The following is an 18,374-nucleotide window of genomic DNA, read 5'->3' as shown; positions in this document are numbered from 1 at the left end:
GAAGGAGGGTGAAGGAGAATTGACGGTACACGAACAATTTGAAAGGCGTTTATTAAAGAATTATGTTATTGGTTCAGCCGTAGCCGTTTTAGGAGTTGGCGGCGTCTTCCTTTTCACTACACTCCGTTTCTCGGTTAAAGAAATTTTAGTGTTAAGCGGAATACTCGTATCCTCTTGTGTGATCATGTTTTTATTAGAATACTTGTTCTTCCGCAAGCATACGTCTGTTTTCCGGACCTATTACAACAAAAAGCAACCACCGCTAAATTTGGCAGAAAAAGTCTATTTTCATGCACATCATTTTCCGATTCGAACAGTAAAGCGGATTCTAGGCCCCCACCTTTTTGGCCTTTCCGTACCAGCGGTGTCTTTAACTGCAGTATCTATTTATTTTGAATACTTAACATTACCTTATTACTACATATATCTTGCCTCACTTGGTGCGATTTTAGTTGCTGGCATGCATGCAATCATTGAATTCTTTTTAACTACAAAAGCTGTTCAGCCTGTCTTACGATACATTCAAGAAAAAACGCTAAAAGACCACGGTGTCGTTTTATCGTTAGCTACATCCAGACATATTTCAATTCAGCGTAAAATCCAGTGGAGCACCCTTTTTATCGGGACATTCCCGCTTTTGTTATTTGCTTTAGCCAATCAAGTAAGACTTTATCAGTTATCATCGCCAGTAAACGGTTCTTATTGGAGCTGGGCATTCTTCGTTCTTCTGATTGGGATTTCCTTTGCAATCTATGGTGCCTATCTCCTTTTTAAAGACATACAGCAGCCCATGAACGAACTTCAAGCCGGGATGTATGAAGTACGGACAGGAAACTCGAACGCGAGAGTGGATGATCTGTATTCGGATGAGTTTTCAAAGCTTATAAAAGGATTCAACCATATGGCTCGGGCGATACAATCTCGAGAATACGAAAACAAACAATTGCTTGAGAGCTTTTTTGCAACGATGGCGGCAACATTGGATGCTAGAGATCCCTATACGGCGGGGCATAGTCTTCGTGTGGCTGATTATGCGATGAAAATTGGCCAGATGGCAGGACTACCTTTTCAGCAGCTTCTTCAGCTCAGAAAAGCAGCACTTCTTCATGACATCGGCAAGATCGGAATCCCTGATATCGTCCTATTAAAAGAAGAAACACTTTCTAGCGAGGAATTTGAACAAGTAAAAAAGCACCCCGTGATTGGAGCAGATATACTCGCACAGGTTCAGCCGTTCGAAGCGATGAAGCCCTTACTGCCTGGTGTTCGATACCATCATGAGCGATATGATGGTAAGGGTTATCCTGAACAGCTTGCAGGAGAGGATATTCCTATTTTCGGTAGGATTATTGCAGTTGCCGATGCCTATGATGCCATGACTTCTGATCGTCCATATCGCAAAGGAATGACACATGAAAAAGCGTTAGCGATCTTAGAAGCGGGAAAAGGTACACAGTGGGACCCTTATTTAACACAGCTATTCATAGATGAAATGAATCTAAAATCGATTTCGTAAAGTGGAGGTGTCTTTTTGAACACGTATAATAATTTCCCTGTAATTGAAACAGAAAGACTGAAGCTTCGTCCCGTACTGCAATCTGATATGATGGAGATTTTTTCTACCTTTTCAGATACAGAAGCGATGCAATTTTACGGGATGGAACCTTTGAAATCAGAAGAGGAGGCTTATTCCCTCATTGAAGCGTTTGAAAAAAGTTATAAATCCGGAAGTGCGATTAGATGGGGAATTGTTCTCAAAGAGGAGAATACACTGATCGGGACTTGCGGTTTTCACAACTGGAGCAAGTCAGATCAGCGGACAGAAGTCGGCTATGAACTCAACCGGAAATATTGGCATCAAGGTTTTATGAATGAAACATTACGAGCGATCATCCATTATGGCTTTAACGGATTGGACTTCAACCGAATTGCTGCTACGATCAGACCAGAGAACACCTCTTCAAGAGAACTTATAGAAAAGCTCGGCTTCCATCAAGAAGCACTGTTAAAAGAATACCAAAAAGCCGATGGTGAATTTTACGATATGTATGTGTATGCCTTATTAAAACGAAACGCGGATCTCTATTAAAGAGTAAATAGACAAGAAATGGCTAGCTGATTCAAATCTGAATAGCTAGCTTATTTTTTGGCATTGAAAGAGTTGCCACTTTAACTTTAAGTCTAGTTATATTAGGCGTTGGTTTAATAAACTTCTTCAGGGGAATGAGAAGAAAAAGGAGGTTTTTGATATGGAGCAAAAAGAATCGTTCTTTGTAACAGCTAAGGGTGAAATACAGCCCATACCAGCAGATGAACAAACGCATTATTTTGAAATTCTGGCTTCCTATGATGAAAAGAAGCAGTTAGAACACATCATCTATGAGATGAAAGCGAACTCTAAGCAAGAGTGGTTAGATATTTGGTCTCCAAAAAAGCACTTCAATGAAGCTTATGCAGAACATGATCGAGGGAAAGACAGTAAACTGTCTTACGAACTCTTCCGTTTTCTCTACTTGCTCGGTACAGAAAAAACAAAACGTGATATTGAAGAAATGAACGTACTTCCTGAGTTATATGAACAAAGCCATGATACAATCGAAAAAGTAAAATAGCACCGGAGAACTTTTCCCCGGTGCTTTTTTCTTTTACTCCCACTCAATACTTCCATCTGCTTTTACCCAAAATCGAACAACGCCAAGATCATCAAGTGCTGATTTAAGATTTTCTGCCATCTTCCGAATTCGCGGGGTATCTGGATTTGCCATTACGAGTGTTTTAGCTGGATTTTTTTCATAGTTTTTCAGCAGTTTAATCAGCTGACCGCTCAAGTGTTCATCTAGCTGACTTCCTGAAAATACAACTTCTTTTTTATAATGTTCAGCACGGTTTCCTTGTGCTTCAATGAACAAGGTATGGTATTCATTTGCTGCTGTAAGGTCGCATAGATCTCCAAGGTTTCTTGTTTCATAGCCTTCATGGTTCAGGTACTTCTTAACAGCATGAACAACTTCCGATTTGCTCAACACAAATGGGTCACTTTGGATCAATTGTTCATTATGTACGGGCAAACCGATCCCTCCTTCTTTTCTTTACACATCATTCGAATCCAACTTTTCATTACAGGGGTGCTTTTATTCGTATACCCGCATTATTTCGTTAAGAAACAGAACGAAAGAAACTTCTTCACACTTTAAACGTATATCCTTTAAGATAGAATTAAGAAATCATTTGGGGGATTCATACATGGCTGAAAAAGCAGAAAAACAGAACCAATCCCGTTTATGGACAATTCTTGCGGGTGTTGGTGTGTTCTTAATGGGTAAATTAAAATGGGTGTTCGGTTTATTAAAAATAGGTAAATTTGCAACCCTCCTATCCATGTTCATATCTATGGGCGCTTATGCCGTCTTTTATGGCTGGAAATTTGCCGTAGCGATCGTCTACCTCATATTCATTCATGAGATGGGACACTTGGTCGCAGCGAAACAAAAAGGGATTAAGACATCGCCTGCCATATTCATCCCTTTTATGGGTGCTGCGATCGGTATGAAAGAAATGCCTAAGAACGCAAAAGACGAAGCTTATATCGCATATGCTGGTCCATTATTCGGTCTGATTTCGTTTTTGCCTGCTGTCTTCTTATACGAATCTACTGGACAGCCTTTCTGGGGTCTTGTTATCTTTTTAGGAGCGCTGATCAACTTGTTCAATTTGTTTCCTGTCTCTCCGTTGGATGGCGGACGAATCGTAGGCGTTTTATCCACAAAGATTTGGTTTGTCGGACTCCTTATTGTTATTCCATATTTGTTCATATCACCAGATCCAATTATCTTCTTAATCTTCCTTTTCGGTATCATGACTTGGTGGAGACGGGTTCGTGAAGATTTTGAACATAACAAAACAGAGCTTACTTTAGAAGCGTTTGATGGGGAACAAGAAAAACTATCACAGATTCAGCAAGAACTATTTGAATACCGTGACATGCCAAACTTTTCTCACATCATCGGTACGTTTATTGAGGACGTTCGTGTAGCTAAAAGACGTGTGAAAGACCGTGCTCCAACTGGATTCACGTTTCCCATCTTTCAGGATAAAAAGAAGATTGAGAAACATAGCATCATAGTAAAACTTGAGATGCTCAATAACCGTGAGCGCTTTTTAAGAACACTTCGAGAGGCATATGATAAACACCTCAAGAAAAGAGAAATGCTGATCCAAACCTATAACGAGTCAGATCCTGAAGGAATTTTTTCTCCTCCAGAATTAGAAGACTTTAACATAGCTACTTATTTTGAAGCATATGAAAAAAGTTTGCTAGAAGAAAAGGCAAAAACAAAAAAAGTCTATGATCAGCAAAAAAATTATTATGTATCCAACATGAAAACAAAGATCATCGTCCTTGCTCTGTATCTTCTTTTAGCGGGAATATTATCCGCATTTGTTGTTTACGGAAACCACTTGATGGAAGTAAATCGTTTTCTTATTACTTAATTAAAAGGCTTGACTCAAAAGGTATAGGTTCCTTTTGCGTTAAGTCTTTTCTTTTTATCACTTCGCGAAAATCATTCCCCTTCTTTTAACCTGTAAACCTCTCTCGTTTAGTCCCTTTGTTTCATGTCATAGAATGATACTTAAAGGATATTCGGCTTATCTTTTGGACTCTCTAAAGGAAATAGATAGAGAAAACTCGAATGGTGAGGAAAAAGAGAAAAAGGAGCGACAAAAAATGCTAAAACTTTTGAAGGTTCTTTTTTCGCTTGCGATGTTACTTACCATCTTCACCAACACCGCTTCTGCCGAAAAAGGAACAACTGTCAAAAATGTAGTCGGGAAAGATCTATACGTGGATGTAGCAGCCGCTACATTATGGTCAGAGCCAGAAATTGCACGTAAGGATGTCGATGGACCTTCCCTCTCCAATCCTGTTGATCTAAGAGGTTGGACAACAGGTATGACGTATGAAGAAAAGCTTTGGCTCGTTGGAAACCTTGAGACTCAAGCACTATACGGACAAAAGGTTCGAGTCTTAGAGCAGCAGGACGAATGGGTAAAAGTAGCGGTTTATGGACAGCCCACACCACGAAACGAACTTGGATATCCAGGCTGGATGCCGTTGCGACAGCTCACCACATCTAAGCAATTTTCGCATTTTGAAGGTAAGCCTTTCGCTCTCATCACGAGCCCGACAGCTTGGCTTTCTAAAACACCATTTGGCCACAAAAAAGACTTGGAACTAAGCTACAATACTAGACTTCCTGTTCTAAAAGCATTCGGGCATAACATTGCTGTATTAACTCCGAAAGGAAAGGTTCGCTGGCTGGACGCAAAGGACGCAAAGGTATATAAGAGTGAAAACGATATTCCTGTACCGACAGGTGAACGGCTTGTAGATGAAGCGAAGAAATTCCTCGGACTTCCTTATCTTTGGGCGGGAGCAGCCGGGTTCGGATTTGATTGCTCCGGATTTACCCATACGCTTCATAAAGCAAACGGAATTACGATTCCAAGAGACTCTGGTCCGCAATCAACAGAAGGACTGATCGTAGATAAAGATCAGCTTCAACCAGGCGACCTCATGTTCTTTGCTTATGATGAAGGAAAAGGCCGTGTTCACCACGTGGCGATGTATGCTGGAAATGGAATGATGATCCACTCACCAAACACAGCATCAACCGTACGTATGGATCCGATTTCAACACCTGCATACGCAATTGAGTTTTCTGGTGCTAGACGTTATGTACCGGGGCAATAAAAGAAAAAGCAGTGTCATTTCAATCGAAATGACGCTGCTTTTTTCTTTACTTAAGTCCTTTGATCGCAATTTCTGTGACAGGTAAAAACGCTTCTCCTGTGTCCTGATATTTCACATTAACTTGATCGCCTTCCTTAAGATAGATGGCGAGCGGATTGGTTTCTGAAGAGACAACATAGCTTTGACGATTATTTAATAAGAAGGACACGGTCGTATAGTCCCCTGTTTTCTCTTTGTACACACGAACGACAGAGCCCTCCACTTGTTTTTCTTCCGCATTCGAACTTCCGTCTACGCTTCCACCGCCGTTCTTTAAGGCTGTTTTATATTGTTTAAGCGCCTGGTTTGGTGTGTTTCCGTAGACAGATATCTCTGGATTTGAAGCAGAAACAATAAAATAGTTCTGTAAAAATCCATTCGAATCAAGGACCGGCGTTAACCAGCTAGGCTCACCGTAAAAGTTATAGAGTACAGGCATTTCACCGTCCCATTTCTTTTCGATAAACTTCTTTTGAATAATCTGGAGTGCCCCTTGGGAATCCATATACGATTCCTCGAGATTGCCCGTATAATAGGTACCCTTGCCGGTTCTCGCGTTCGTAAGCGAGTAGCCCAGCATAGAATCCACTCCCTCTTTCGGACTCGTGAAATCCGTAAAGTAATACATATCTCCGTTTTCATCGAAGATCGGACTTACATTTGCTTCAGTACCTTCATCAGAAGGAAGCTTAACGTCCTTCTTGCCAAACTTGCTGTTGAGGAAGCCATGAACATAATTTCCAAAATAACTGTTCTGAAGACTTACCGTCTCTGGTGAAACGGCACCATCAATAAAGGCTGGCATATCTTTTAATTTATAGTCTTTGGTTTTACCGTTCGTCGGATCGACCACAACACTTCCTTTTACCTTAAATCCGTTACGAGCAGAAATAAAATCTCCATACGAACGAACATAGTATGGTTTTCCGTTATCATCGATCTCCAGCTGCGGCTCACCGTAGAAGATGTATTCAGGATAAGCGGAGCGCATGTGGCGTTCCATATTTTTGTTAAAATAAGAAGATGGCGTATACAGCATCTCGGATTTGACAAACTTCGGGTTCGCCGTAGAATCCGTTGCACTTAACGTAAAGTAACCAGGGGTCACGTCGCCGTTCCACCATTTAAAGAAACCGGAAAACTCTACAGGTGCAATATATACGTAATCTCCGTTTACTTTTTGAATCTGGAGACTACCAAGCTCATAATAGCTCGTGTTCGGCACTTGCCCGAATGACTTTCTCATCTTGTTGCGTGCAAACTTAGGCGGAACACTCGCTGGCGTCTCTTTTTCATCGAACGTATCAATCTCAGTTTTCTGCTCCATTTTGGCTGATTGATATTTTTCATCTGCATTGAAAAGACCGGCAGTTAAGAAATATCCTCCAACAAAGATACATGAGACGAAGAGGAGCAGTTTGATCATCCGTTCTTTTCCTGTAGCAAAAATCGCTCCTAGACCTGTAATGATGATCGCAAGCATCCAAACCGAAGAAAAGTTGCGGTCAAGATTCGTAACATAATAGAAGGCAAATACGAGTGGAACTGTTAGAATCACCGTCCCAATAATCGCAAAAGTCCGATTGTATTTCATTTCTTTTTTTGACGGCTTTTTAATCGGTGAGATCGGAAGGACCACAAGCGCTGCCGCCAGCCCCACAACCAATGAAAATAATAAAATATTCATGAATTTTTCCCCTTTTTCGTATGTTTCTTTACCCTATTATTAAATACGGATGAATGTGTAATAAGTTCCGTAGAAGTTTACAAAAAGCATAAAAAAGATTTTCCCGCTGTTGTTTTGTTTAAATAGTATGGTTTTCTTCATCGTCGTATATTTTTTCTGGTACGCTTATAAGAAGAAAACGGAGTCGTGATTACGATCTGCTTGTTCTTAGATGCTACAGCTTTCTATTGTGACAATTTTACTTTTTAAGGAGTGATAATCTTGAAATTCCCATCAAAACGTGATGTTTGGCTAGGACTTATTCTACTTATCAGCATAGGCTATGGATCTTTTGTAAGCTTTTCTGCCCTTCTTAGTGAGAATGCAGATCTAGTTGAATCCCTTTTCACGCTTGCCTTAAACCTTGTGATCATCCTTTTCATCTGCTGGCTCTGGTTTTCCACTTATTATGTACTGGATGAAAAAGAACTGGTAATCCGCTGCGGCCCCATCAACAAGAGAATTCCTTATCACGAGATTCAGTCTGCACATAAAACGTGGAACCCGCTTTCGAGTCCTGCGTTATCACTTAAACGAATCAACATCAAATATCAATTTGGAATGGCGCTTATTTCGCCTAAAGACCGTGATAAGTTTCTCCGCCTCTTAAAAGAGCGATGCCCGCAGGCAGACATTAAATTTGATTAGGTCTGGATCTGATTCCTATGAACAAAATCGTCTTACCTTGGACGTTCAACCTGATTACGTAGCAGAAAATCTGCAAGCAGGTGTAGAATGGCTTTTAAGTCACAAACGTACGAGCTTAACCATACAATCCACCTGCTCTCCACACAATGACCTGCTAAAAAATGTCCATAAAAAAGAGGAAGTCTCGAGAACCGAGACTTCCTCTTTTTTAGTGGATTCCTTTCTTTTTAAATCGTCCGCCCTTTACTTCTGCAATGTCTGCAATCGCAAGGAATGCGCTAGTATCAAATTCATCCACGATATCTTTCAGTTTTGCTTCTTCTAAACGAGTGATTACACAGAACACAACGCCCTTTTCATCACCAGTATAAGCACCTTCACCTTTTAAATACGTTACGCCGCGTCCTAGTCTATGCAGAATCGCTTCTCCGATTTCTTTATGGCGCTCACTAATAATCCAAGCGGACTTCGATTCCTCTAGACCTGTAATTGTTAAATCAATCATTTTGAACGCGATGAAATAAGCGATCAAGGAGTACATCGCTCTGTCCCAAGTAAAGACAAATCCGGCTGCCCCTAGGATAAAGATGTTAAAGAACATGATAATTTCACCAACAGAGAATGGAAGTTTGCTGTTAGATAAGATCGCTAGGATTTCTGTACCATCTAACGAACCACCGCTTCGGATAACCATACCGATTCCGACACCGATAAAGATTCCGCCAAAAACGGTCGCTAGCAGCAAGTCATCTGTAAAAGGTTTTACGGGATGTAAGAGGGTTGTTGCGATAGAAAGAATAATAATTCCATATAAAGTGGAGAAAGCAAATGTCTTACCAATCTGCTTATATCCGATAATAATAAATGGCAAGTTTAATGCGAATAGGAAAATACCAAGGCTTAAACCTGTGAGATGGGACGCCATAATAGATATGCCGGCAATACCGCCATCAATAACGTGATTGGGTACTAGGAAAATTTCAAGGCCCACCGCCATGAGGAACGCACCAAATGTGATGAGTAAAGTTCTAGCCGCAAGTTTTCCTTTTGTTAATTTACGATGCTGTTTCTTAACTTGCTCAGGGATTTGTTGGTTAAGTACTGTTTCTTCTGTCATAAATTGAACCTCCATTTAACTTGCATCCAGATAGGTATTATCTGTTACTTCACTTAAAGAATACCTTCATAGGATTTTTGTAAACAAATCTTAAAGACGAACATCGATCTGGGTTTTGATTATTTCCTCTTTGGATATTCCCAGATATTTAAGGGTTTCAGATGCATTGGAATGATTAAAGTGTTTTTGAAGAAGGGATATGGCAACGCCTCGCTTATACGCATGAAAACCAAACGTCTTACGCAAGGAATTAGTACCAATCTTGCCTTTAATGCCTACCTGATCTGCAGCACAGCTTATAATGCGGTATGCTTGCTGTCTTGTGATTGGTAATTTCGTTTTTTTGGATAAAAAGAGATAATCACTGCTGTTCAACTTGGCATTTTTTATATATTGAACCACTACTTTTTTAACGGTTTCATTCAGAAAGATTTCTTTTGATGGTTCTTCTTCTTTCTGAGCCAAGGAATAGTAGTCTTTTATAAGGCCATTTTCCGTTAAGAGATCTTCGACTTTAATCGATAGCATATCTGTAATCTTTAATCCGGTATTAATGCCGAATACAAAAAGAACATAGTCACGTTCTGACTGTTTCTTTAAATATCTCTTAATTGCATTAATTTGTTTGATATCCCTCAATGCTTCAACGTATTCCACTTAATCATCACCTATTTTTATGTTACATAATACTAGTTTATCATACTATTATGTAACATTAAACTAATTCGCTTTTCATGAAAAAATACCTTTTTAATATGTACCGATTTCTTTAAATGAAGTGTAGAAAAATTAAGGTCACGATTGAAGTTCCCTAATCTTGAATGGATTCGATATGTTCTTCGTTAATTTGAACCAGTTCAATGTCTGGGTAGAATTCTTTAACCTTTCTGCAAAAACTCTCAACTCCAAAAATCTCTGTATATGTGTGGCAGCCTACCATTAAATTAACGCCCATATACTTAGCGTACTGTAGAGAATACAATGTTCTTTCACCGGTAATAAAGACATCACAGCCGTTGTCTTTTGCAAATTGAATAAATCCTGTGTTATTCCCTGCACCAGTTAGAATCGCTACTTTTTTAATCGACCGGTCATGGTTTTGCCAGGCGCGTACTGGTTCATCCAATTTCTTTTCGAGTCTTTTTTTCAACTCCGAATAAGAGATACCCTGATGAAAGATTCCGATACCCGGCAACTCCGTATCATGATCATAGGTTGAATAACTCTTAATCTCATCGATTTCTATCTGTTCAAACAATGATGTGCATGTTCCAAATTCCACAAAATCGAGCGGCAAATGAATAAAAAAATGGGAGATGTTGTGCTTTTTTAACTTTGCTGTACACTCTTCTCTCATACCGTACAGGAAATCCCACGCATCATGATGGGTAAGAAGCAGATCAGCATCGGCTTGTACCGTTTTCTCAACCGTCTCAGGCGTTAAGTTTGTCGAAAAGGCAATCCTCTTATTAGCCTTTTCAGTCCGGTATGTAAAACCGTACTCTCCCTCATCTTCAAAAATCGTAAGCCACTTGCCGAATAACGATGGCAAAAGCTGTTCAAAGTCCTGCGTCTTCATACATGAATCCCCCATTTTTTTTTATTTAATTATCCCAGATTTCCCCATGCGAGACCATAAAAAAAAGCCAAGTGATTATCACTTGGCCCTAGCCTGTTATTCGTATTTGATTTCTTCTTGAAGAGAACTTTCGAGATGCTTCATCAGATCATAATAATCATCAGGTTTTTGAAATTGATCAACAGACCAGTGCTGTTTGATCCATTCTGCAACTTCACTCGCACTGTTGAACACTTCACCCGTCGTATCGCTGTCCCGTACTGTAAAGACCATGTTTTCATAATCCACTGTAACATCACATGGAAACTTGCCGTCTTTTTTATACAGCGAATATTCCATCTCTCTCGCCTCCTTAGAAAAACTTTCTTATTGAAGTAATACCCGCTCTTTACTCTTTTTATGACACTCTACACGATATCTTTTGAAAATAGGTATAAATCAACGTCTCAACGTTCATTCTTATAGGGAATTGGAGGAAAAAAGATGAAAGCTGTAACATACCAAGGAAAACGAGATATACAAGTAAAATCAGTCGAGGATCCGAAGCTATTAAAAAAGGATGATATTATCGTCCGTATCACCTCTACTACGATCTGCGGCTCTGATCTTCATCTGTATCAAGGAAACTTCCCTCTTCCAAAAGGTTACATTATTGGCCATGAACCTATGGGTATCGTGGAAGAAGTCGGTACCGATGTAACCTCAGTAAAAAAGGGGGATCGTGTCGTCATTCCGTTTAACGTAGCTTGCGGCAGCTGTCATTACTGCACACACCAGATGGAGAGCCAATGCGATCATGCAAACCCTCATTATGATTCTGGTGCCTATTTTGGGTACTCCGAAAAGTTCGGTAACTATCCTGGTGGCCAGGCCGAGTACTTAAGAGTCCCGTTCGGAAATTTTACTCCCTTTAAGATTCCAGAGACCATTGAGATGGAGGACGAATATTTTCTATTTCTTTCTGACGTACTCCCTACTGCGTATTGGAGTGTACAAAACAGTGGCATGAAAAAAGGAGATTCAGTGATCGTGCTTGGTTGTGGACCTGTTGGGCTTTTTGCTCAGAAATTCGCATGGATGCTCGGTGCAAACCGCGTAATCGCTGTTGATCACCTAGAATATCGACTTCTTAAAGCGAAAAAGATGAACAATGTGGAAACTGTTAATTTTTCAAAGTTTGCTGATACAGGTGAGCACCTAAAGGAGATGACCCTTGGCGGTGCTGATGTCGTGATCGATTGTGTGGGGATGGATGGAAAAAAATCACCGATGGAAAAAGTGGGACAAACACTGAAACTTCAAGGCGGTACTCTTGGTCCATTACAGATTGCAACAAAAGCCGTTCGTAAATTTGGAACCGTCCAGATAACGGGTGTCTACGGCGGGCTTTACAACGGTTTCCCGCTTGGTGCATTTTTTTCAAGAAACGTGACGTTAAAGATGGGACAGGCTCCCGTTATCCATCTCATGAGAACGCTAATGGATAAGATCATGGCTGAGGAATTCGACCCGCGTGAGATCATTACACATACCCTCCCATTGGATGAAGCAGCGAAAGGTTATGATCTATTCAATAACCATAAGGAAGACTGTATTAAAGTCGTACTAAAAACGTAAGGAGTGAAAATGATGAACTCGGATAAAAATAGAGCGAAAAGAAAAGTGAAAACTGCAGAAAATAAAAGAGAACGTGGGGATTCTTTGGATCAGCACCAAAAGATCGAGAACGCCAATCTGTACTTAGACGAAGGCGAAATCAGCCAGCAAAACAACAATTTATAAGGAGTGTTATTTATGCAAAGTTTGTTAATTAAGCTTATCGGAATTCCGTTAGCTCTTATTCTAGCCAACTTTCTTTTTAAAAGTGTAGACTTTAAGCTTGTCCAGCCTATGATCTGGATCACGGCCGTACTTGCACCTATAGGCGTGCTCATGGAATATATCATGATTTCAAGAATCTCTTATGCTAAACAGTTGGCGATCGATTTTGCAGCGACATTTATCCTTGTCTATCTGCTTGCTCTGGTTCTGCCCGCTGTAAGCATCTCCATTTGGGGGTCCATCTTAGTGGCTTTGATCATTACTGGAATGGAAGCATTAGTTCACAAGCATCTCATATCTGATCATTTAGATCATTCTTACCATTAGAGATAATCGGCATCCTTTTGTACAGGGTGCCGTTGTTATTTTTCACAAAGATAAACAAAAGCTGGAGGAAAGTTTTTCGGAACAAATGAGATATCTACTTCCTTAAATGTTGCCTGAAACGTTCTTTTCATCAGTGTAGAGTATTGAAACGCTACGAGTATTCCACCAGGACGTAACGATCGATATACCTCATCTACGATTTTTGTCCGAAGTTCCTTATTAAAATTCGAAAAAGGCAGTCCAGAAAAAACGGCATCAAGTGTCCCTTCTCTGCTCCCCAGACTCTTGATGATCTCACTAGCATCCTCATGATAGAGACCCTCTGGGAAATTCACTTGAAGTCTATTACGCATATCTTTATCTTTCTCAAACACATGCAGCCTCGTTCCTGGAAGCATATTTTTTATAATCGAACGAGTAATAACCCCGGTTCCTGCCCCCAATTCAGCAGCCTCGTTAATATTTTGCCAATTTATATTTGTTGTCATTTTCTCCGCCAATGCAGGGGAACTCGGAAACAAACTCCCTACTTGTAAAGGAGATTGTATAAATTTTTGAATGAATAATGATGTTCCACCTTCCATTCTCTCTACCTCGCTTCTAATTCCGATTAAATCAATCGACTTTATCTATATTATTCAGTCGGATTTGTAAGGTGAGAAGCAAATGGATAATTTAACCTGAATTCTATTAATTTTTCTAGTTTATTTAACACAAAGTCTGGGAATATTTCATTGGAATAAATTTGTATGGAAAAAAATTAATTGAAAAACATGTGAGGTTTTGCTACATTTGAAAGCGATGTACAACTGAGAGACACATTAGACTAATTGAGGTGAATGTATGGATTTACTTAACAATATCATTGGAGAAATTAACACATATTTATGGTCTTATATCCTGATTATTATGTTAGTCGGATTAGGTCTGTATTTCACGATTCGAACAAAATTTGTTCAATTCCGGATGTTTGGCGAGATGCTTCGCTTACTTGGTGAAGGAGCAACAGCTAATAAAAAAGGTGTTTCGTCTTTCCAGGCGTTTTGTATCAGTACGGCATCCCGAGTGGGTACTGGTAACTTAGCTGGGGTAGCGATAGCCATTACATCTGGTGGACCTGGAGCTGTATTTTGGATGTGGCTGATCGCGTTGATCGGTTCTGCATCTGCATTTGTGGAAAGTACTTTAGCACAAATCTACAAAGTCCGTGAAGGTGTTACTTTCCGTGGCGGACCTGCTTATTACATGGAAAAAGCTTTAAACGCACGCTGGATGGGTATGATCTTCGCGGTCTTGATTTCGATCACGTTTGGACTAGCATTCAATTCCGTTCAATCAAACACGATCGCAAGCGCATTTGGGCAATCTTTTGATATTGAGCCTGGTTATATTGGTATTTTCCTAGCAGTTGTAACAGCAGTGATTATCTTCGGCGGTATTAAAAGAATTGCAAAGGTCTCCGAGATCATCGTACCGATTATGGCTGGCCTATACATCCTTATTGCATTATTTTTAATGATCACGAATTTCACTGAACTTCCAGCAATATTCACCTTGATCTTTAAAAGTGCATTCGGCATCGAAGAAGTAGCTGGTGGAGCACTAGGTGCCGCGATGATGAACGGTATCAAACGCGGACTCTTCTCTAACGAAGCAGGTATGGGTAGTGCGCCGAACGCTGCAGCAACGGCTGATGTCAGCCACCCAGTAAAACAAGGGTTGATCCAATCACTCGGTGTTTTCGTTGATACAATCATGATTTGTTCGTCAACTGCTTTTATCATCCTTCTTTCAGGTATGTATACTTCCAAAGAAGCAGATGGAATCATCCTTACTCAAGAAGCTTTGAACAACCTCCTTGGTTCATGGGGCGGTCCGTTCTTGGCTATCATCGTTCTTTTGTTTGCTTTCAGTTCAGTTGTCGGAAACTATTATTATGGTGAATCTAATATTGAGTTCATCAGCCAAAACAAAATGTGGTTATTCATCTATCGAATTGCAGTCGTTGGAATGGTAGGTTTCGGTGCCATCGCATCCCTTGATTTCGTTTGGAGTTTAGCTGATTTGTTCATGGGATTAATGGCAATCATCAACTTAATCGCAATTTCGTTATTAGGAAAAATTGCATTTGATGCACTTGGTGATTATATAAAACAGAAAAAAGAAGGCAAGAATCCAGTATTCTACCCATCTAGCATCGGTCTAAAAAACACCGAGGTGTGGGGAGAACAATCAGAAGAAAATAAATAAGATCTAAAGAAAGAAGGAAGATTTCCAATTGAGTTGGAAATCTTCTTTTTATTATCTTTTTCCCTAAGATAAAAGTTGATTTCCGCTTCAGGTAGATACTGGAGGAGGTCAAAATGATTCTAACTATGTGTAGTCCTTATTTAACAAAATAAAAAACCAGCTTCTTTAAGCCGGTTTCTGTACTATCTATTTCTTTTTTCATATATGATTTAAGTGGCTTTTTCTTGTGCAGGCGGTGAAAGTATTTCATGTAATTGTTGTTCAAGATCCTGCAAAGAAAGTTCGTATAAATGACGTCCATCTTTTGTTTTATATATGTTATGTAGCAATAGATCAGCAATTAGGTTCTCTCTTTTTTGATGGTCCGCTGACACGTTCAATCCCTCCTGAAAATCTCTTCAACTAACCTTACCCGCATTTGAAGAAGAAAAAACTTCACATAAATAGTTTATGTGCTAAACCTTTTTAAGTGATGGTCACGTTTCAACTCTTATGGCTCAAGACTACCCTCTTTTGGATAAATTGTCAATTGTTTCAAGACATTAAATGTCGTCAATACTGTTTAAAAATGTTGGAAAAGGTTTATATACAAAAGGGATGGTTTAAACTCCCTTTACACATACCAAATCGATACGTGAACTGCGAGTATCCGGAACGGAAATCCACACTTTCATCACAACAAAGGATTACATAAGAAAATTAACACTAAGGAGAGCTAAAATGTTGGAAGGCGGACTTAACGTAGATTATTTCATTTTATTATTGGCATTATTATTAATTCTGGGTGTAGTGACCACAAAGTTCTCATCAAAATTCGGTTTACCTGCTCTCGTTCTTTTTATCGGGCTCGGTATGCTCGCAGGAAGTGATGGACTTAACTTTATTTATTTCGACGACCCTCACATTGCTCAGCTGGTCGGTGTAATTGCACTTATCATTATTCTGTTTGAAGGCGGATTGCAAACAAAATGGACCGATGTGAGACCCATCTTGTATCCATCTCTTTCGCTCGCAACCTTCGGCGTATTTTTAACTACTGCGGTAGTCGCAGCGGCAGTTAAATTTTTGCTTAATGTTACTTGGCTGGAAGCATTTTTATTTGGATCCATTGTTGGCTCAACAGATGCCGCAGCAGTGTTCTCTGTATTATCAGGAAAGAATGTAAGAGACAAACTCGCTGCGACGCTAGAAGCAGAATCGGGATCCAATGACCCAATGGCCGTGTTTCTTACGATTACGTTTATCGAATTGTTAACCAGAGAGACTAGTTCAGTTTTTAGTCTGATTTTCTCATTCTTCTGGCAGATGGGGATGGGAATCGTTTTCGGATATCTTTTTGGAAAGTTGGCCGTTTATGCCATCAACCGAATACACCTCGAATCCAGCGGGCTTTATCCGGTATTCGCGTTATCTTTCGCGATCCTTTGCTATGGGATCACGATGCTGGCTGGAGCGAGCGGATTACTTGCTGTTTATGTAGCCGCAGTATTGATGGGTAACAATCACCTCACCTATAAAAACTCAATCGTCCGTTTTAACGAAGGGTTTGCCTGGATGATGCAGATTTTAATGTTCGCGATCCTAGGACTTCTTGTTTTTCCGAGTGAACTGTTCCACGTTGGAATTATGGTGGAAGGGATGTTGATCAGCCTTATCCTTATTTTTATCGCACGGCCGATTGGTGTTTTTTTAAGTACTATTTTTTCTCCTTTTAATTTTAAGGAAAAAGTATTTTTATCATGGTCCGGTTTAAGAGGAGCCGTTCCGATTGTATTGGCTACTTTTCCTCTGATAGAAGGTGTAGAAAATAGCCAGCTATTCTTTAATTTAGTCTTTTTCGTTGTCTTGACTTCAGCACTTGTGCAGGGTTCAACGATTCCATGGTTCGCACAGAAACTAAAACTCACTGAGGAAGAAAAGCCGACTTCACCACATGTACTTGAACTGGTTTCAATCGGGAAAGCCAACGCTGAGATCGTAGAGTTTTTTGTTCCAGCTCATGCGAAAATTGTTGGACAAACGTTAGAACAAATCACTTTACCAGTAGAGGCCATTGTAAGTGCGATGATTCGCGGTGATGAACTCATAACTCCAACGGGACAAACGGAGATCCATGCAAATGACATTCTGTATATCATGGTGAACAAAAACAAGCTCAAGCCATTAACAATTTTTCTATCCGAACAAAAAGTAGAACCGAATTCTGTGTAGGGAAAAAAACAGCCGGGAGTCTATCTTCCCGGCTGTTCCTTATGCACCTTTTCTAAATTTACTTGATGAGGGTATGGGATTTCGATTCCGTTTGTTTCTAGGGCTTCCTTTAAAGCCTGACGCAATTCGCGTTCTACTCCCCACTGTTCACCATTCTGTGTTTTTGAAATAATACGAATGATAACTTCTGATGAACCAAGAGTCTGAACACCAAGAACATTAGGTCCTTCTACAATGTTTTCATTGCTCGTTTTCACGCGGTCACAAGCTTCTTGAAGGATTTTTACTGCACGGTCGATGTTTTCCTCATAAGCAATTTTAATGTCCACCAATGCGCGCATGTTACCTCGAGAATGGTTTTGGATCGTGCTGATCTCACGGTTTGGCATGTAAGATAATGTTCCGTCAAACGCCCGGATGTGAGTTGTTCTCAGACCAACTTCTTCTACAATACCATCCACTCCACCAATGGTGACGTAATCGCCAACTTCCATTTGTTTTTCTAGTAAAATAAAGAATCCTGTTACAACGTCACTTACAAGTCCTTGTGCCCCGAATCCGATGGCTAGTCCGACAACCCCAGCTCCTGCGATCAAGGTACCGATCTCGAGTCCGAACTGTTTAAAGATGATACCTGCAAAAACAAAGATTAATACGTACGAGAATAAGTTCACTACGAGCTTTTGCAGTGTGATGATTCGACCGCTCGACATCTTGCGGTGGGATGCCGCTCTTTCAAACATGCGATTGATCACACGTCTTCCAATGGATCTGATGATGATAAACAGGACGATGATTAATAAGAACTTAGCAGCCCATAAGCCTGCGCCGAGCATGATTTCTGCCCAATTTATTTTCCAAAGCCATTTTTCCCATTTCTCCAAAAAAACCACTCCTACTTATC

The 18,374-nt window shown here is 40.1% G+C and carries 19 protein-coding genes and 1 pseudogene; 11 read left to right on the top strand and 9 right to left on the bottom strand.

Annotated features, from left to right (window positions below; all coding sequences use genetic code 11):
- Positions 1–19 precede the first annotated feature (19 nt).
- The 3 genes from M3206_RS12645 (at position 20) to M3206_RS12635 (ending at position 2,612) form a co-directional block, all read left to right on the top strand.
- Positions 20–1,516, top strand: coding sequence for an HD-GYP domain-containing protein (locus M3206_RS12645; RefSeq protein ID WP_251312887.1), 1,497 nt, complete (start codon positions 20–22; stop codon positions 1,514–1,516).
- A gap of 15 nt (positions 1,517–1,531) precedes the next feature.
- Entirely contained in the window at positions 1,532–2,089 is a 558-nt protein-coding gene (locus M3206_RS12640) for a GNAT family N-acetyltransferase (RefSeq protein ID WP_251312886.1), read from the top strand.
- A gap of 160 nt (positions 2,090–2,249) precedes the next feature.
- Positions 2,250–2,612 (top strand): hypothetical protein, encoded by a 363-nt coding sequence (locus M3206_RS12635; RefSeq protein WP_251312885.1) that lies wholly within the window; start codon positions 2,250–2,252, stop codon positions 2,610–2,612.
- Positions 2,613–2,645: 33 nt separating this feature from the next.
- On the opposite strand, the gene M3206_RS12630 is transcribed toward M3206_RS12635, so the two are convergent.
- A complete protein-coding gene (locus tag M3206_RS12630; protein ID WP_251312884.1) occupies positions 2,646–3,068 on the bottom strand; it encodes a hypothetical protein in 423 nt (140 codons plus the stop codon).
- 175 nt (positions 3,069–3,243) lie between these two features.
- On the opposite strand from M3206_RS12630, the pseudogene M3206_RS12625 reads away from it, so the two are divergent.
- A pseudogene (locus M3206_RS12625) lies at positions 3,244–3,787 on the top strand (site-2 protease family protein); the annotation flags it as partial.
- A gap of 939 nt (positions 3,788–4,726) precedes the next feature.
- Positions 4,727–5,752 carry an NlpC/P60 family protein gene (locus M3206_RS12620; RefSeq protein WP_251312883.1) on the top strand — a complete coding sequence of 342 codons (1,026 nt, stop codon included), beginning with the start codon at positions 4,727–4,729 and terminating at the stop codon, positions 5,750–5,752.
- Between the two features lie 46 nt (positions 5,753–5,798).
- On the opposite strand, the gene M3206_RS12615 is transcribed toward M3206_RS12620, so the two are convergent.
- Entirely contained in the window at positions 5,799–7,478 is a 1,680-nt protein-coding gene (locus tag M3206_RS12615; RefSeq protein WP_251312882.1) for a DMT family transporter, read from the bottom strand.
- Positions 7,479–7,739: 261 nt separating this feature from the next.
- Between M3206_RS12615 and M3206_RS12610 the strand changes: the two genes are divergently transcribed.
- Positions 7,740–8,165 (top strand): PH domain-containing protein, encoded by a 426-nt coding sequence (locus M3206_RS12610; RefSeq protein ID WP_251312881.1) that lies wholly within the window; start codon positions 7,740–7,742, stop codon positions 8,163–8,165.
- 208 nt (positions 8,166–8,373) lie between these two features.
- Here the strand turns inward: M3206_RS12610 and M3206_RS12605 are convergent, their stop codons facing one another.
- From M3206_RS12605 to M3206_RS12590, 4 genes are all read right to left on the bottom strand, one after another.
- Positions 8,374–9,282, bottom strand: coding sequence for a YitT family protein (locus M3206_RS12605; RefSeq protein WP_251312880.1), 909 nt, complete (start codon positions 9,280–9,282; stop codon positions 8,374–8,376).
- A 90-nt stretch (positions 9,283–9,372) separates the two neighbouring features.
- On the bottom strand, positions 9,373–9,939 hold the full coding sequence (locus M3206_RS12600; protein WP_251312879.1) for a tyrosine-type recombinase/integrase: 567 nt from the start codon (positions 9,937–9,939) through the stop codon (positions 9,373–9,375).
- 154 nt (positions 9,940–10,093) lie between these two features.
- Positions 10,094–10,861, bottom strand: a complete 768-nt coding sequence (locus M3206_RS12595) for a Nif3-like dinuclear metal center hexameric protein (protein ID WP_251312878.1) — start codon at positions 10,859–10,861, stop codon at positions 10,094–10,096.
- A 96-nt stretch (positions 10,862–10,957) separates the two neighbouring features.
- Entirely contained in the window at positions 10,958–11,200 is a 243-nt protein-coding gene (locus tag M3206_RS12590) for a hypothetical protein (protein ID WP_251312877.1), read from the bottom strand.
- Positions 11,201–11,344: 144 nt separating this feature from the next.
- Between M3206_RS12590 and M3206_RS12585 the strand changes: the two genes are divergently transcribed.
- The 3 genes from M3206_RS12585 to M3206_RS12575 are packed head-to-tail and all read left to right on the top strand — an operon-like array spanning position 11,345 to position 13,009.
- On the top strand, positions 11,345–12,478 hold the full coding sequence (locus M3206_RS12585) for a zinc-dependent alcohol dehydrogenase (RefSeq protein WP_251312876.1): 1,134 nt from the start codon (positions 11,345–11,347) through the stop codon (positions 12,476–12,478).
- Positions 12,479–12,490: 12 nt separating this feature from the next.
- Entirely contained in the window at positions 12,491–12,643 is a 153-nt protein-coding gene (locus M3206_RS12580) for a hypothetical protein (protein ID WP_251312875.1), read from the top strand.
- A 12-nt stretch (positions 12,644–12,655) separates the two neighbouring features.
- Positions 12,656–13,009, top strand: coding sequence for a DUF2512 family protein (locus M3206_RS12575; RefSeq protein WP_251312874.1), 354 nt, complete (start codon positions 12,656–12,658; stop codon positions 13,007–13,009).
- A gap of 35 nt (positions 13,010–13,044) precedes the next feature.
- Here M3206_RS12575 and M3206_RS12570 read toward each other — a convergent pair whose 3' ends face one another.
- Positions 13,045–13,593: a class I SAM-dependent methyltransferase gene (locus M3206_RS12570; RefSeq protein WP_251312873.1), complete on the bottom strand. Its 549-nt coding sequence runs from the start codon at positions 13,591–13,593 to the stop codon at positions 13,045–13,047.
- A gap of 259 nt (positions 13,594–13,852) precedes the next feature.
- Here M3206_RS12570 and M3206_RS12565 point away from each other — a divergent pair, with 259 nt between their 5' ends.
- Entirely contained in the window at positions 13,853–15,259 is a 1,407-nt protein-coding gene (locus M3206_RS12565; RefSeq protein ID WP_251312872.1) for an alanine/glycine:cation symporter family protein, read from the top strand.
- 209 nt (positions 15,260–15,468) lie between these two features.
- Here the strand turns inward: M3206_RS12565 and M3206_RS12560 are convergent, their stop codons facing one another.
- Positions 15,469–15,633: a Fur-regulated basic protein FbpA gene (locus M3206_RS12560; protein ID WP_251312871.1), complete on the bottom strand. Its 165-nt coding sequence runs from the start codon at positions 15,631–15,633 to the stop codon at positions 15,469–15,471.
- A gap of 346 nt (positions 15,634–15,979) precedes the next feature.
- On the opposite strand from M3206_RS12560, the gene M3206_RS12555 reads away from it, so the two are divergent.
- Complete coding sequence (locus M3206_RS12555) at positions 15,980–17,470, top strand: potassium/proton antiporter (protein ID WP_251312870.1); 1,491 nt, start codon at positions 15,980–15,982, stop codon at positions 17,468–17,470.
- Positions 17,471–17,490: 20 nt separating this feature from the next.
- On the opposite strand, the gene M3206_RS12550 is transcribed toward M3206_RS12555, so the two are convergent.
- Positions 17,491–18,306 (bottom strand): mechanosensitive ion channel family protein, encoded by an 816-nt coding sequence (locus tag M3206_RS12550; RefSeq protein WP_251312932.1) that lies wholly within the window; start codon positions 18,304–18,306, stop codon positions 17,491–17,493.
- Positions 18,307–18,374 lie beyond the last annotated feature (68 nt).

Origin of the sequence: Fictibacillus phosphorivorans (assembly GCF_023715845.1) — a bacterium.
In the GTDB taxonomy this organism is placed as follows: Bacteria; Bacillota; Bacilli; order Bacillales; family Fictibacillaceae; genus Fictibacillus; species Fictibacillus phosphorivorans_D.
Note: the sequence above shows the minus strand (reverse complement) of the source record. Positions and strands in the feature narration are given on the sequence as shown.